Annotated in this window: 18 protein-coding genes; 13 read left to right on the forward strand and 5 right to left on the reverse strand. The window is 63.0% G+C overall.

All coding sequences use genetic code 11. From position 1 onward, the window contains the following. Nucleotides 1-14 precede the first annotated feature (14 nt). From GWP04_04975 to GWP04_05015, 9 genes are all read left to right on the forward strand, one after another. Nucleotides 15-923: a bifunctional riboflavin kinase/FAD synthetase gene (locus GWP04_04975; protein ID NIA24903.1), complete on the forward strand. Its 909-nt coding sequence runs from the start codon at nt 15-17 to the stop codon at nt 921-923. Further along, nucleotides 920-1,303, forward strand: coding sequence for a RidA family protein (locus GWP04_04980; GenBank protein NIA24904.1), 384 nt, complete (start codon nt 920-922; stop codon nt 1,301-1,303). Before GWP04_04975 ends, GWP04_04980 begins: the two co-directional genes overlap by 4 nt. A gap of 85 nt (nt 1,304-1,388) precedes the next feature. After that, nucleotides 1,389-1,646, forward strand: a complete 258-nt coding sequence (gene rpsO, locus GWP04_04985) for a 30S ribosomal protein S15 (GenBank protein ID NIA24905.1) — start codon at nt 1,389-1,391, stop codon at nt 1,644-1,646. 193 nt (nt 1,647-1,839) lie between these two features. Further along, nucleotides 1,840-4,302, forward strand: a complete 2,463-nt coding sequence (locus GWP04_04990; protein ID NIA24906.1) for a polyribonucleotide nucleotidyltransferase — start codon at nt 1,840-1,842, stop codon at nt 4,300-4,302. Nucleotides 4,303-4,474: 172 nt separating this feature from the next. Then, nucleotides 4,475-5,362 (forward strand): formamidopyrimidine-DNA glycosylase, encoded by an 888-nt coding sequence (locus GWP04_04995; protein NIA24907.1) that lies wholly within the window; start codon nt 4,475-4,477, stop codon nt 5,360-5,362. 58 nt (nt 5,363-5,420) lie between these two features. Further along, complete coding sequence (locus GWP04_05000) at nt 5,421-6,314, forward strand: ATP-binding cassette domain-containing protein (protein NIA24908.1); 894 nt, start codon at nt 5,421-5,423, stop codon at nt 6,312-6,314. Then, complete coding sequence (locus tag GWP04_05005) at nt 6,304-7,116, forward strand: ABC transporter permease subunit (protein ID NIA24909.1); 813 nt, start codon at nt 6,304-6,306, stop codon at nt 7,114-7,116. Before GWP04_05000 ends, GWP04_05005 begins: the two co-directional genes overlap by 11 nt. After that, nucleotides 7,113-7,949, forward strand: coding sequence for an alpha/beta fold hydrolase (locus tag GWP04_05010; GenBank protein NIA24910.1), 837 nt, complete (start codon nt 7,113-7,115; stop codon nt 7,947-7,949). Before GWP04_05005 ends, GWP04_05010 begins: the two co-directional genes overlap by 4 nt. A gap of 53 nt (nt 7,950-8,002) precedes the next feature. After that, on the forward strand, nt 8,003-8,857 hold the full coding sequence (locus GWP04_05015) for a TIGR03619 family F420-dependent LLM class oxidoreductase (GenBank protein NIA24911.1): 855 nt from the start codon (nt 8,003-8,005) through the stop codon (nt 8,855-8,857). Nucleotides 8,858-8,954: 97 nt separating this feature from the next. Here GWP04_05015 and GWP04_05020 read toward each other — a convergent pair whose 3' ends face one another. Together GWP04_05020 and GWP04_05025 are read right to left on the reverse strand one after the other, a co-directional pair. Next, nucleotides 8,955-10,061 carry a DUF222 domain-containing protein gene (locus GWP04_05020; protein NIA24912.1) on the reverse strand — a complete coding sequence of 369 codons (1,107 nt, stop codon included), beginning with the start codon at nt 10,059-10,061 and terminating at the stop codon, nt 8,955-8,957. A gap of 80 nt (nt 10,062-10,141) precedes the next feature. Then, complete coding sequence (locus GWP04_05025) at nt 10,142-10,447, reverse strand: PKD domain-containing protein (GenBank protein ID NIA24913.1); 306 nt, start codon at nt 10,445-10,447, stop codon at nt 10,142-10,144. Nucleotides 10,448-10,481: 34 nt separating this feature from the next. On the opposite strand from GWP04_05025, the gene GWP04_05030 reads away from it, so the two are divergent. Then, a complete protein-coding gene (locus GWP04_05030) occupies nt 10,482-10,886 on the forward strand; it encodes a hypothetical protein (protein ID NIA24914.1) in 405 nt (134 codons plus the stop codon). A 149-nt stretch (nt 10,887-11,035) separates the two neighbouring features. Here the strand turns inward: GWP04_05030 and GWP04_05035 are convergent, their stop codons facing one another. Both GWP04_05035 and GWP04_05040 read right to left on the reverse strand, forming a co-directional pair. Beyond that, the gene (locus GWP04_05035; GenBank protein NIA24915.1) at nt 11,036-11,350 is read right to left on the reverse strand and encodes a hypothetical protein; all 315 of its coding nucleotides are present in this window, start codon (nt 11,348-11,350) and stop codon (nt 11,036-11,038) included. After that, on the reverse strand, nt 11,343-11,495 hold the full coding sequence (locus GWP04_05040) for a hypothetical protein (protein ID NIA24916.1): 153 nt from the start codon (nt 11,493-11,495) through the stop codon (nt 11,343-11,345). Before GWP04_05040 ends, GWP04_05035 begins: the two co-directional genes overlap by 8 nt. Between GWP04_05040 and GWP04_05045 the strand changes: the two genes are divergently transcribed. Continuing rightward, complete coding sequence (locus GWP04_05045) at nt 11,494-11,646, forward strand: hypothetical protein (protein NIA24917.1); 153 nt, start codon at nt 11,494-11,496, stop codon at nt 11,644-11,646. The two genes, GWP04_05040 and GWP04_05045, sit on opposite strands and share 2 nt — an antisense overlap. 303 nt (nt 11,647-11,949) lie before the next feature. Here GWP04_05045 and GWP04_05050 read toward each other — a convergent pair whose 3' ends face one another. After that, entirely contained in the window at nt 11,950-12,222 is a 273-nt protein-coding gene (locus tag GWP04_05050) for a hypothetical protein (GenBank protein NIA24918.1), read from the reverse strand. A 318-nt stretch (nt 12,223-12,540) separates the two neighbouring features. On the opposite strand from GWP04_05050, the gene GWP04_05055 reads away from it, so the two are divergent. Together GWP04_05055 and GWP04_05060 are read left to right on the forward strand one after the other, a co-directional pair. Next, nucleotides 12,541-13,935, forward strand: a complete 1,395-nt coding sequence (locus GWP04_05055; protein ID NIA24919.1) for a hypothetical protein — start codon at nt 12,541-12,543, stop codon at nt 13,933-13,935. Then, nucleotides 13,932-14,740 (forward strand): hypothetical protein (locus GWP04_05060; GenBank protein ID NIA24920.1); only part of this gene is annotated, 809 nt, incomplete at its 3' end. The genes GWP04_05055 and GWP04_05060, both read left to right, overlap by 4 nt.

Genomic DNA, 14,740 nt, shown 5'->3' on the forward strand with positions numbered 1-14,740 from the left:
TGTACGGCGATCCGGTGCAGTGGTCGTTGCCTTCGAGGGGTTCCGCGGTGACGATCGGCGTCTACGACGGTGTGCATCGGGGCCATCAGAGAGTCATCGCAGATCTCGAGACCATGGGGGTATCGCTCGGCGCACGTCGCAGGGTCGTCCTCACCTTCGATTGCCATCCCGTGGCGGTTCTCGAGCCGACGAGAGCGCCGAAGATGCTCACGACAATGGAACGTCGTCTCGACATCCTCGAGAGTCTCGGTGTGGACGTTGCAGGAGTGCTCCCGTTCGATCAGATCCGACAGATGCGCCCGGAAGAGTTCATCCGCCGGGTTCTGGTCGATGCCCTGCATGCCAGGCTCGTGGTCGTCGGGTCGAATTTCCGTTTTGGGGTGGATCGCTCGGGAGGTGTGGACACACTGCGATCTGCAGGTGCCCGATTCGGGTTCGAGGTCGATGCGGTCGATCTGCTCCGCGGAGATGGTGCGACGCTGTCCTCCACTGCCATTCGCAGAATGCTGAACCGAGGTGAGGTGGAAGCTGCGGCTAATGCATTGGGCAGGCTGTTCGAGTTACCGGGCACGGTTACCGTCGGTGACGGGCGGGGGATTGGCCTCGGCTATCCGACGGCGAATCTCGACATTCCCAAAGAACTGCTCATCCCGGCAGACGGGGTCTACGCCGTGTGGGCAACTGTCCGGAAGAGGACGCATCCCGCTGTTGCCAACATCGGTGTGCGTCCGACGTTCGAAGGAGCGGGGCGCGTTGTGGAGGCGCACCTCCTTGATGTGGCTCCGACCCTCTACGGCGAGCCGATGACGCTGCAGTTCGTTGGTCGCATTCGGGATGAGCAACAGTTCGCCGGCGCGGACGAACTCGTCACTCAGATCGAGCTGGACGTTGCCAAGGCAAGGGCGATGTTGGAGGAATCATGAGAGAACGCTTCCATTCCAGCTCCCCGTACGAGCCCGCGTACGGATTCTCCCGTGCCATCAGAATCGGCGACAGGGTGCTGATCGCAGGCACCGCGCCGATTCCTCCCGAGGGCGAGCCGATGGCATCCACCGCGTACGAGCAGATGCGCCGCTGCGGAGTGATCATCATCGCGTCGCTGGAAGCAGCGGGTGCGACAGCGGCAGACGTCGTGCGTACGCGGATGTTCCTGACCGACCCCGCCGACGCCGACGAGGTGGGCAGGGCGCATGCCGAGCTGTTCGGTGCTGCGGCACCCGTGGCAACGATGGTGGTCGTCGGCGGCCTCCTCGACCCCGGATGGAAGGTGGAGGTCGAGGCGGAAGCGCTGTTGGGAGGTTGACCGTGGCTCCTGATTGTTCCGGTGCCCGGCGAAGGTGTTACACTCCCGTCCGTTCCTCGTACCCCCTATCTGTGCGCGTGTGTGAATGAAGGACACCAAAACCATTATCGAAGAGTACGGTCAGCATGACAGCGACACCGGTTCCCCCGAGGTTCAGGTCGCGCTGCTCACCGAACGTATCAACCATTTGACCGAGCATCTGCGTGAGCACAAACGCGATCATCACGGCCGCAGAGGCCTCCTGATGATGGTGGGCCAGCGACGCCGGCTGCTCAACTACCTGCGAAGGCAGGATGTGGAGCGATACCGCACACTGATCGCACGCCTGGGGCTGCGACGGTAGATTTGGAGAGAGCGGCATCCGTCGCTCCCTCTCCGTTCGAGAGCCGAACGGCCGGTCGGGGACGGTTTCTCCGGATCCCATAATTGGGATAAAGACGACAAGTGGGGATGTGTGTCCAGTTGTCAGTTGTCAACCCTGTGCAAGAGGGCCGTCAACTGGTAATTGGCCCGCTTCCCCGGAAAGGGAGACACGCGTGTCAGAAATCACCGTACGCGGGTCAGTAGGCGGCCGCGAGGTCGTCATCGGAACCGGCAAACTCGCTGGTCAAGCAAACGGTTCGGTGACCATACAGACTGGCGACACCGCCGTTCTGGTCACCGCCACCGCCAACCAACGCCTTCGGGAGGGAATCGACTTCTTTCCCCTCACCGTCGATGTAGAAGAGCGCATGTACGCAGCGGGAAAGATCCCCGGATCGTTCTTCCGTCGTGAAGGCCGTCCTACCGAGCAGGCGATCTTGACCTGCCGGCTCATCGATCGCCCGTTGCGGCCGTCGTTCGCCGATGGTTTTCGCTGTGAGACACAGGTCGTTTCGACGATCCTGTCTATCGACGGGGAGAACCCATACGACATCATCTCGCTCAACGGAGCATCCGCAGCGTTGATGATCAGCGGCATCCCGTTCATGGGTCCCATTGGTGGAGTCATGCTCGGACTCAAGGACGGTCAATGGATCGTCAACCCGACCTACCAGGATCTCGAAGGATGCGTGTTCGAGTTGACGGTCGCCGGTCGACGCAACGACCAGGGGGAAGTCGACATCATGATGGTGGAGGCGGGTGCCACCGAGAACGGCCTGCGTCTCATCGCCGAGGGTCAACAGCCTTCGGACGAGGCGACGGTCGCACAGGGCCTCGAAGAGGCCAAGGCGCCGATCGCGGAAATCATCGACCTTCAGCTACAACTCGTCGAGCAGGTTGACGTCCCCGAGATCGAATGGCCGACCGCCGTCGATTACAGCGACGAGCTGTACGCACGGGTCGAGGCCGTGGCCACGCCGAAGCTCGCCGAGGTGATCCGCATTGCCGGAAAGCACGAGCGGAGTGATGCAGAGAGTCGCGTCGCGGAAGAGGTCATCGCCGAGCTCGGCTTGGACGAGGAAGACCTGGCCATGGCGAAGAAGGCGCTGAAGAAGGTCGAGAAGACGTTGATGCGTCAGCGGGTCGTCGACGAAGGTGTCCGCATGGACGGACGCAGTCCGACCGAGATACGTCCGCTGCATGCGGAAGTCGGACTGATACCTCGCACACACGGCTCCGGCCTGTTTGAACGTGGCGAGACCCAGGTGTTGAACATCACCACGCTCGGGATGCTCAAGATGGAGCAGATGCTCGACACGCTCGCCATCGAGGAGAGCAAACGGTTCATGCACCACTACAACTTCCCGCCGTTCTCGGTCGGCGAGGCAGGATTCATGCGTGGCCCGAAGCGTCGCGAGATCGGCCACGGTGCTCTTGCCGAGAAGGCGGTGCTTCCCGTCGTGCCGACGAGTGATGAATTCCCGTATGCACTGCGTCTCGTCTCCGAGGTGCTGTCGTCCAACGGTTCGACGTCGATGGCGTCGGTCTGTTCTTCGAGTCTGTCGCTCATGGACGCCGGTGTGCCGATCTCTGAGCCTGTCGCGGGCATCGCGATGGGTCTGATCTCGGTCGACGGTAAGTTCGTCACGCTCACCGACATCATCGGTGCAGAAGATGCACTCGGCGACATGGACTTCAAGGTCGCGGGAACCGCCGATGTGATCACTGCGTTGCAGATGGACACGAAGATCGAAGGGCTGCCATCCGAGGTGCTCACGGGTGCCCTCCAGCAGGCAAAGGACGCTCGTCTGGCGATCCTGGACACGATGCGGGCCGCAATCGAAGGTCCGCGGACGGAACTCAACGAGTGGGCCCCGAGGATCGAGGCCGTGCGAATCCCCAAGGACAAGATCGGTGAGATCATCGGTCCGAAGGGCAAGCACATCCGTGAACTCGAAGAAGAAACGGGAGCGTCGATCGAGATCGAGGAGGACGGAGCCGAAGGCATCGTTCGCATCGGTTCTCCCGACGGTGACTCCCTTGCGGCCGCCAAGGAGCGGGTCCTCCAGATGGCGTTCCCACCCGAAGCCGAGGTTGGCAAGGAATACGACGGTGAAGTCGTGAACATCACCAAGTTCGGTGCGTTCATCAACATCCTTCCCGGTCGTGACGGCCTGCTCCACATCTCCAAGATCGACGCGAACCGTCGTGTCGACCGTGTCGAGGACTACGTGGCGCTGGGAGACAAGGTGAAGGTCATCGTGCGTGAAGTCGACCGGATGGGGAAGGTCAATCTGGACCTCGCCGCCGAGATCGAGCCGAAGCCGGATGCCAAACTGGGCGCAGAACGCCATGGCAGCGACCGTGGCAATGAGCGTCGTGACGACCGTGGTGGAGATCGTGGTCGCGGCGGCGATCGTGGCCGTGGCGGAGATCGTGATCGTGGCCGTGGTGGAGATCGTGATCGTGGTCGTGGTGGAGATCGTGATCGTGGTCGTGGTGGAGATCGTGATCGTGGTCGTGGTGGAGATCGGGACCGTGGTGACGACCGCGGTGCGGAGCCAAGCAGCGGTGACCGGCCCCGACGCAAGATCGTCTCCTTCGAAGAAGAGTTCGAGAAGAGAAACGATTCCTGAGAGACTGTTTCTCAAAGAGGGCGGGCCATCATGGCCCGCCCTCTTTGCTCTCCGACACCCATGCGGTTCGTTTCCGAGCGGATCCAGGTGATCGCCGGCTCTCTGCGACTACTCGATCCACGCTGCATGCTCCCGAGAGTCCATGCTGCCGACGGCCACCTACTCTTGACGTGTGCCCGAACTGCCCGACATCGTCATCTACGTGGAGGCTCTCGAGCGTCGCATTCTCGGAGCACAGCTGGAGCACGTCAGAGTGGTCTCACCATCGGTGCTACGGACGTACGACCCGCCGATCGGCGAAATCGAAGGTCGTCATGTCCAAGGGCTGCGCCGGATCGGCAAGCGAATCGTTTGGCAGCTGGAAGATGACCTGTTCGTCGTGATCCATCTGATGGTCGCCGGTCGGCTGCGATGGAGAAGCCCGGGGGCTGCAATTCCGAAGAAGGTAGGCCTGGCCGCTTTCGACTTTCCCGGTGGCACACTGGTCTTCACCGAGGCATCTCGGAGGAAGCGAGCTTCGCTCCATCTGCTTCGCGGGGAGGAGGAGATCGCCACGATCGATCCTGGCGGTCTGGAACCACTCACGATGACGCTCGAGGAGTTCTCCGCAGCACTCGTTCGTCAGAACCGGACGCTGAAACGTGCCCTCACCGACCCGAGAACCTTCAGTGGGATCGGGAATGCGTATTCGGACGAGATCCTGCACAGGGCGCGTCTCTCGCCGCTGCAGCTCACCGAACGGCTGGACAGCGCCGCGATCGTTGCACTCTTCGACGCCACTCGGGCCGTGCTGATCGATTGGACGGACCGTCTCCGAAGAGAAGTGGGGGAGGGCTGGCCGGAGAAGGTCACGGCCTTCAGACCGGAGATGGCGGTCCACGGAAAGCACGGAGAGCCGTGCCCCGTGTGCGGTTCACCCGTGCAGCGGATCGTGTACACAAGCAACGAGACCAACTACTGCGCCACGTGCCAGACGAACGGGAAGTTGCTCGCCGATCGCGCCCGATCCCGCCTTCTCAAAGGAGACCGAACCAGGCGGATCGAAGAAGTGGGCGGCTGAAAGCGTGATGGTCGGTCGTCCAGGAGCCCCTAAGATCGAGTGGGACGAGAGGACCTGGATGTCGGCTGTGATCCGAACCGAGAGGCTCACGAAGTACTATCGGAAGGAGCGCGGCATCGTCGATCTCAGCCTCGAGATCGTCGAGGGAGAGGTGTTCGGCTATCTGGGGCCCAACGGCGCCGGAAAGACCACGACGATCCGGCTTCTTCTCGGTCTTCTCCATCCGACGAGAGGGAAAGTCGAAGTTCTCGGACACGACACCCGGTCGGTGAAGACACGACGGGCGATCGGCTATCTGCCAGGTGAGTTCGCCCTCTATGAGGACATGACCGTCAAGGACCTGCTCACGTATCTCGCCAATCTCAGGGGGTTGCGCGGATTGGGTGGCGCCAAGGAGTTCGCGGCGCGGCTCGAGCTCGACATGACCCGTAGGGTCGGCGACCTGTCGTCCGGGAACAAACAGAAAGTCGGGCTGGTGCAGGCATTCATGCACCAACCGAGACTTCTCATCTTGGACGAGCCGACCGGCGGCCTCGATCCGCTCATGCAGCAGGAGTTCTACCGGATGATCCGCGAGGCGCGTCGGGAAGGACGCACGGTGTTCCTGTCCTCGCACACGCTCTCGGAGGTCGAGCGTATCGCCGACCGGGTCGGCATCATTCGTGATGGCGATCTCGTTGTCGTGGAGAGTTTGGACTCACTCAAGGCGCGGGCTCCACGACGTATCGAGTTGCACTTCTCCGGTCCTGTTCCGTCGGAGCGATTCACCGCTTTGCCGAACGTCGAGGATGTGTCCGTCGATGACGGCGTCGTATCGTGCCGGGTGGTGGGATCCGTCGATCGCCTCATCAAGACGGCCGCCGAGTTCGAACTTACCAACATCATCAGTCATGAGGCAGATCTCGAAGAGCTCTTCCTCGGGTACTTCCGGGGTGACAGCGATGCTGCGTAACGTGTTCACCAAGACGATGCGGGACCGCCGCAAGGCCATGCTCTGGTGGCTCTCGGGTTCGGCCGCATACATGCTGCTGATCGTCGTTGTCTGGTCGGTCTTCAATGATCCAGGCCTGCAGGACTCGTACGACAAGCTCCTCGCAGCCTATCCCCCCGAAGTGCTTGCCATGATCGGTATGAGCGCTGGGCAGTCGGTGTTCTCGCCTGTCGGGTACTTGACCGTGGAGGCGTTCGGCTGGATCGTGCCGCTGCTGCTGCTGATCCTCGCGGCAGGGACCGGTGCCCGCGCGATTGCAGGCGAAGAGGAAGCCAGAACGATGGATCTGCTGCTCTCCAACCCGGTTTCGCGGACGTCGGTGGTGGTGCAGAAGGCGCTCGCGATGCTGGTACTGGTCATGCTGCTTGGCGCGGCGATCTACGTCGGGGCCACGGTCGGAGTTTTGGCGGTTGGGATGGAGATCTCCATGGCACATCTGGCCGCCGCCACCCTCCAGGCGGTGATGCTCGGTCTCGGGTTCGGAGCGCTCGCCCTCACGCTTGGTGCCGCGACCGGTAACCGGGGTCTGAGTCTCGGTGTTGTTGCCGCCGTTGCCCTGGCCACTTTCCTCGTCCAGTCGATCGGTCCGCTTGCGAACTGGCCGCTGTGGTCTCAGAAACTCTCGCCGTTCTACTACTACTCGGCTCACACACCTCTCGAGAAGGGCCTGTCCTGGGGTGACTTCGGAGTTCTCGCAGCAATCTTCGTTGTGCTGGTTGTAGCTGCAGTGCCACTGTTTGCCCGAAGGGACGTACGGATATGAAGCAAGATCTCTATGCATATGTGGAAGAGGACGTTCGCGAGTCGCTGTTCGGATTTCGTCGAGACCGTAAGGTGCGCCGGTTGCGCATCGACGACCACGTCTGGCAATACGTCTCGTTTGGCGCAGGCGATCAGACGATTCTGTTTCTGCATGGAATGGGTGGCGCCTACGACATCTGGTGGCAGCAACTCGAAGCGTTCGCCGGCCGGTTTCATGTCGTGTCGGTCACCTATCCCGACGTTGCGACCCTTGCCGGGCTTCGTCGCGGCCTTCTCGCGATTCTGGACGCCGAGCGCATCGACCGGTTCAGTGTCGTGGGGACATCCCTGGGCGGGTACTTGGCGCAATACCTCGTTGCTCACGACGCGGACCGGATCGATCGTGCGGTGTTCGCCAATACGTTCCCACCGAATGACATCATCTCCGCCGAGAATGCCCGGACGGCAGCCGTCTCGGCGTACCTGCCGGAGAGACTCGTCATGGGGGTGTTCCGCAAGCGCGTCGCCTCAGGCGCCGTTCCGGCGGCCGGCGGCTCACCTCTGGTGCGCGCCTACCTGTACGAGCAGTCGCGCGGGGTGATGTCCAAGGCGCAGTTCCTGACGCGGTACCAATGTGTGATCGACCGGTTCGACCCGGTGGAACCCCCGATGCCGGTGCTGATCATCGAATCCGACAACGACCCTCTCGTATCGCGCGAGCTGCGGGAGATGCTCCGACGCACCTATCCGAATGCAGAGACCTACACGTTTCACAAGACGGGGCACTTCACCTATCTGAACGAACCTGTGGCGTACACGCGGGTGCTGGCCGAGTTCCTGGAACGACACGACTGAGGCAGCTCGCGAGCGTTTAGGCTGCACGGCGACTGTTGTCATGGAGGTTCTTCGTGAAGTTCGGCATCGTGATGTTTCCTACCGATCAGGCGATCCAGCCGGTCGAACTCGCCAGGGAAGTGGAGGCCCGCGGTTTCGAGTCGCTGTGGTTCCCGGAGCACAGCCACATTCCGGTGAGTCGTCGCACCCCGTGGGGAGGCGTCAAGGATGCACCACCGCTGCCGGGGTACTACGCCCGAACACATGACCAGTTCGTGGCCCTCGCCGCCGCAGCCGCGGTGACCACGACGTTGCAGCTCGGCACCGGGATCACCCTGGTCGCCCAGCGGGATCCGATCTGGCTGGCGAAGCAGGTCGCGTCACTGGACACGATCTCGGGCGGCAGGGTGCTGTTCGGGATCGGGTACGGCTGGAACAAGGAGGAGATGGCCGATCACGGTGTCGCCTATCTCGAGCGAAGAGCGATTCTGCGAGAGAAGATCCTGGCGATGAAGGAGCTGTGGACCCAGGAGGTCGCCTCGTTCGACGGTGAGTACGTTCGTTTCGAGCCAAGCTGGTCATGGCCGAAGCCGGTCCAGAAGCCCCACCCGCCGATCATCCTCGGTGGCGCCGCAGGCCCGCGTACGTTCGGTGACATCGTCGAGTTCTGCGATGGCTGGATGCCTATCGCAGGCCGCCACGATATGTTCGACAAGATCGACGCACTCCAGGAGGCGGCCGCTGCCGCGGGCCGACATCCGATCGAGCTGAGTGTGAGTGGACCGAAGCCCGAGCCGGGGATCATCGAGCGCTACGCCGATGCCGGGATCTCCCGTGTTGTGTTCGGCATCCCCCCGAGATCCGCCGACGAGGTGCTGCCTCGACTCGACCGGTACGCGGCGCTTGTGAACGAGTTCGGCGGGACGTGAGCCCAGCCTGGGCGCGCCGCTCTGTCCGCCCAGAGCGGATGATCTGTGGTGCTTCGACGTCGAATCGGTCAGGGTGGACCTGGTCGGTTGGACCCGGTCAGGGAGGGTCGGGCCCGCCGCACGGTTTGCGGAAACGGAGTCTTTCCGGCGGGCTGTTGCGGTCGATGGTGTAGCCCATGCCGTGGATGACGACGTGGTGGTGGTACCAGCAGAGCGTGGTGAGGTTGTCCGGGTCGGTTCGGCCGCCCTGGGAGAAGGGGTTGATGTGGTGGGGTTGGAGTCGGTACCGGCTCGTACATCCATCGGCCGTACAGGATCCGTGGTCGCGATGCAGGACTGCTCTACGGAGTGTGGGGGAGACGACTCTGGTTCTGCGTCCTACCGCCATGGCTCGTCCGCCGGTGACCGTGATCGTTTCGATCGAACCGGTGCAGAGCGCTTCGGCGAGAGACTCGGGTCCGATGCGGATTCCGGTGTCGAGGCACACTCCCGTCTCGGCTCCGGTTCTTGCTGCGTCCTCGACGTCGACGAAGATGCTCAGCAGTGGGGCACCGGTTCCGGTTGTCGTCGTTGCGTCGAGTGAGTCGGTGGCGAGAGCGACCAGGGCGTCCGCGTTGCGTTGTCCGAGGGTGGGTCTGGTTCTGTCGGGGAGGGCAGGGAACCGGTCGGCCCGATGCACGAGCGCCTCTTCGACGATCCGGCCGTCGACACCAGCGAGGATCCCCCACAGATGCCATGAGGTTTCGTCGAGGTTCGGTTGCATGGCCAGGTAGCGGTCGGTGAACGTGGCTGCTTCTTGACGGCGCATGAGTCGCCTGCGATGGGCGACGGCTCGACGCAGACCGGCGATGTCGAGGTGCCGTGCGGATTCGACAGGATCGTCTGCTCCGGTCGCAGCGTACCTGCACAGCTCGACGGCCCGATCGAACGATACGCGACCGGCACGCAGAGCATCGTTGACTTCGGGGGCATCGGTGAGGCTCCTTGTGGTGCGTGTGAGCGCCGACGCAGTCTCCGGGGCCACGTCCAGGCGGCTCGACACCCATTCGTCCATGCTTCGACACCCGTCACCCAACGGAATCTGGCGGCGATCCACCTCGGCCAGCAACGTCAATTGACGGGCACGAGCCCGGCCGATGAGCAGCTCCAGGCCGGCAAGTTCCTGTTCTAGACCGTCGGCTGTTACTTCATCCAGTACGTCCATACCCGCAACGTACCAGCCGGGTGTGACAGAAAACGTCCTCTGGCGATGGTTGGCGATAAATAACCGAGAGTGCCGGTGCGTTACGGTGACAGGACGGCCCGAACTTCGGAGACAGGATATGTGAAGCTCGTGGCGATCAGCGCCGGATTGTCGGCGAACGGAATCGGGGTGGACCATGCTCCGCCGGGGAGTTGCCGCCAGCGATACGTGCCGTTCCATGCGGCCGTGAACGTGATCGTGTAGTCGCCCTTGCGCTCGTAGCGATGCGTGGCCGCCGCGCTGTGAGGGAGGTCGTCGGCACTGCCCGGCACGGCAGATGTGGCGATGGTTCCGTCCCCCATGTCCCAGACGAACGCCTCGAGGACTGCCCACGCCTCGATCTCCATCGTGATGCCGGATCCCGGATCGGTGAAGGTGAGCGTGAACGGAGGGATCTCGGTGCCGCCCTCGTACCAGAGCCACGTGTCGAGGCCGGTGAGACCTTCGGTGATCGGACTCGTGGCGGTCTCTCCGGACGGGGCGCGTCTGCGGATCTCTTCGCTCAGGTCGATGCCGTCGAGAGGCGACGTCGGGGACGAGGTTGTCGGCGGCGAAGATGGCGGGGCTTCCGTCCGAGCGGCGGGGTGCGTTGGGGACGAGGTCTCCCTGACCGAAGCGCCAGCCGAAATCGGTGGCGCGGACTTTGCTGTTCCACAACTCGCCGTCGAGCCAGTACAGCAGTCGCAGTACCTGGGGGCTGCCGTCGGGGCAGGTGAGCACCTTCTGGACCTTCCATCCCTTGCCGTAGTCGAGCCACTCCTGGGGGATGCGGCCGCGGCCCGGTGAGCCCCCGCCGGCTTCGCACCGGGCGATCAGCTCGGGGTCGCCCAACCAATCGCAGCGTCCGTTCCCTGCTCTCGCGAGTGGGGTGGACCCCAGGAAGAGCACAAAGGCCATGGTGCCGGCGACGAGGCTTGGAAGGTGACGTCGCAGTCTCATGGGCTCGCAGGAGCGTGATCGAAGGGATTGCGGAGCACCTCGGAGATCAGCCACGAGCCGTTGTCGGCGAGGTCGAAGGTGAGCGTCCAGGGTGCTCGCCGGAGGGTGTCCGAAATCAGGACCGAGGTTTGGCCGGTAACGACACGGGAGCCTCCGTATTCAACAGTGATGCTTACGTCCGTCGGCGGCGCGCCGGGATCAATCTCAGTTCGAGCAAAGTCGGCCTCCACCAACACAAACGTCTCGGTCAGACCCTCGTAGTGGGCGTCCTGGTCGAGCAGATCCTGGATCTCGGCGAGGGTGTCACGCATCTCGACGCTGCCCGCCCGGCTCGATCACGGTCGCCAGGATGTCCTCGGCCACCTGGTCGGGGTGCTCCAACGCCCAGTTGCGGACCGCGAAGTAGCCCTCGACGAGCGGGATGAAATCCTCGATCTCGTACCCGGCCGGGACCATGTCGACACTCGGTGGCCCATCGACCGGCGCGGTGGTGGTCGTTGTCGATGGGGGAGTCGTCGTGGACGTGGTCGATGGGGGAGCGGTGGTCGTGGACGAGAGGCTTGACGGCGTGACAGTCGACGACGGTGGCGGGGTTTCGACGGTGTAGGAACAGGCGACGCAGAGCCCCAGCAACGCCGCGACGGCGAATCCCCGCATACCCCTCCTCCCTGGACCCAAAACCTAGCAAATGACTTCGAGGTTTTCCACTGCACCGTAAACTATCACAATCAACGACTAACGACAACAGGACATCCTGAAGACCTGTTGGCCGGCAAGGGGAATAGCCCGGGCTCGGCAGATACTCCGTTCGCAGGCTCCCGCAGCCAGAAACGGCGGGCATCGCCAAGTCACCCAAGAATGAGATGAGCGTGTGACCGCGGGCCGAATCGATGGCGGACTGCTCAGCCGGTCACGACCCAGGCTGTCGTGACAGCCGCCGTCGAAATCGCGGCTCAAGAGCACCGCGCGCCAGATACTCCAGATTCTGCACCGGGTCGCTCACGAAGGTCTTCAAGAACCCAGCGGCGGCTTCAGCGAGGCGTCCCGACATGAGACCGATCATCGCCGACCCGCCTTGAACGATCTGCGTGGTGAGCTGCCGACCCGTCTCGTTGTCGGCGATGCGTCGCACCTGCTCGAACAGGTCCTCGCCATCGTCGATGCCGCCTCGCGCCGCGGCCACCCTCGCGCGGATGGCCAGGTGTCCGGCAAGATTGAGTCCGGGGGAGCGCGTCGATGTCGAAGTTGTCCTGGAGAACTGCGACGGCTTGGTCGAAGTAGAAGCTCGAGAGGTTGTGTGCCGTGAACAGGGCGACACTCGATCGCCTGCTGCCGGCTCTTGGCGAAACGCGGCCTCGTATTCCAAACTGCCACTAGGCGGGTCATGCTCGTGGAGGACCTACACCACGTTCGTTGTACTGCGTCACTCGGGGCTGCGGATGAGGGTGGATCCGTCCCATTTCGACATTCAGAAGACCTGCGATGCTGCCGAAGGAATGACATGCGTGTAGAGCCGACAGATAGCGCTGACGGTAGGCCTCGTCGGTCGATCAACGCGGCGTTGGGGATTCTGGTCGGCGCTGTGATTCTCGTGCTCGCAACGTGGTACGCCTCCTCGGCGACGACACAGCGAGTTGCAGCGAACGCCGAGTCGCTGCATTGGACCAACGCGACGCTCGGTGCAGTCTCGATCGCCCGCGCGTCGAACGGTCAAGCGGTCTTCTTCGCCGTCGACGGCAGCGAGGGGGTCGCGAGCGCCGAAGCGGTCGACCGCGCTCTCGGTGAAGCCGAGAAGAACGTCGCAGCGCTCGAATCGTTGATCAGTCGCGCGTCTGGCGAGATCGCAGCGCCAAGACAGAACCTCGTCGCATACGTAGCGGACAGTCGGTCTCTGTTGAGCATGCTACGGAGCGGCGAGATCGTTGAGGCGGCCGAGTTCAATCAGACCCACATGGAGGACTCATACCAGATCCTCAGCGTGGAACTCACCGAAGCGCAGGACGAGACCCTCGGCCAGATCGCCAACTCGCAGCAGGCGAGTGCGAGGGCATCGTCGATCATCTCGTTTCTGGGCATGTTCCTACTGCCGGGCTCGGCACTTGTCGTCTACTGGTGGATCGTCCGCCGGCAGGTGCGTGAGCGCCGTATGAGGATGCAGCTCGAGCTTCAAGCGGCGAACGAACTGAATGAGGCGAAGGACCAGTTCATCGCCGGGCTGTCACATGAGTTGCGCACACCGCTCACCGGTATCGTCGGTTTCACGCAGGTCTTGGGCGAGATGTGCCGTGGCAACGTCGAGATGGAGGAGCTGGTCGGTCTCATTGGGTCCGAAGCGACAGAGTTGTCCCGGATGGTCGAGGATGTTCTCGTTGCCGCACGGATCGGTGCGGGAGCGATCACGTTCGCGATCGAGGATCTGACACTCGCCGACGAAGTCGAGACTGTGACGCGGCCTTTCATCAAGGACGGGCGATCAGTGACGGTGTCGCTCCGGAACATCGAGGTGAGAGCCGACCGGCTCAGGGTTCGGCAGGTGCTCCGCAATCTCATCGCGAATGCTGTCAAGCACGGTGGGCCGCACATCCGTGTCGAAGGGGAGGAGAAGGCAGGGATGGTGCTCTGTCGGGTCATGGACGACGGTCCCGGTATTTCCGACGACATCAAGAACCGCCTCTTTGATCGATTTGCCCACGACGGTCGCGAAGCTCTCCTCGCGGGCAGTGTTGGACTCGGGCTCACGATCGCCCGATCACTGGCCAGAAGCATGGGTGGTGATGTCAGCTTCGAGGAACGCGAAGGATGGACGACGTTCGTCATGACCCTGCCCAAGCCCGTCTCGGAGATGTTCGGCCCTGATCTCTTCGATCCCGCTGTCACCTCGGTGGTGACCGGATGAGACGGATCGGGTCGGCCGTTCTGCTGCTGCTCCTCCTCCTCCTCCTGGTCATTTGTCAGGCTGCAACGCCTGCGTTGGCGAGCAACGAGGAGACGCTGAGTGACAGCCTCAATGCCGTTTCGTACAGCGGCGCTGACGGGACACTGCCTTGGCAGGGCTTCTGGATCGAGTTTCCTGAATTCGACGGTCCGGCGACCGGCCACGTCGCCGTGGTCGACGACCCACACTGTCGAGCCGGCTACTGCCTGAGGATCGGGGGAGCAGACGAGTCGTACGGTGCGATGCGCTACGCCGACCTCTCGGGCTGGGATACGGCCAGTCTGAGCTTCTCGTACCGCAGGGTTGCAGGTAAGTTCGGCCATCTGAAGGTCTCCATTTCGTCGAATGACGGGCTCAACTGGGTCACGCTTCGGAACTACCAGCTGAAACGGGAGGACGCCGCGATCCAATATGAGCAAATCGATATCAGCGCGTATATCAGCGAGTGGACGGTGATCCGCTTCAGTGAGAAGAACGGCGACGATTCGGCTGCCATCTTCATCGACGATGTGACGGTTACCGTCGGTCTCGACGATGCGACTTCGTCTACGACGACGACCGCCCCGACGTCTACCACGACGACGACCGCTCCGGCCGCTCCGATCGGTGGGAGCGGGACCTCGCTTCCCGGATCGACCAGATCGTTCAGAGAGCACTTTGCCGAGAGCGCGTCGCTTGTGGTCGCCGACTCCATCGTGCAGTCGGTGGACACAATCGTGGCGGTTCCTCGCACGCCGGTCGAGGGGATCGGTGTCGGGTTTGCCAT

Source organism: Gammaproteobacteria bacterium, from assembly GCA_011682695.1.
Taxonomy (GTDB): Bacteria; Actinomycetota; Acidimicrobiia; order Spongiisociales; family UBA4744; genus BMS3Bbin01.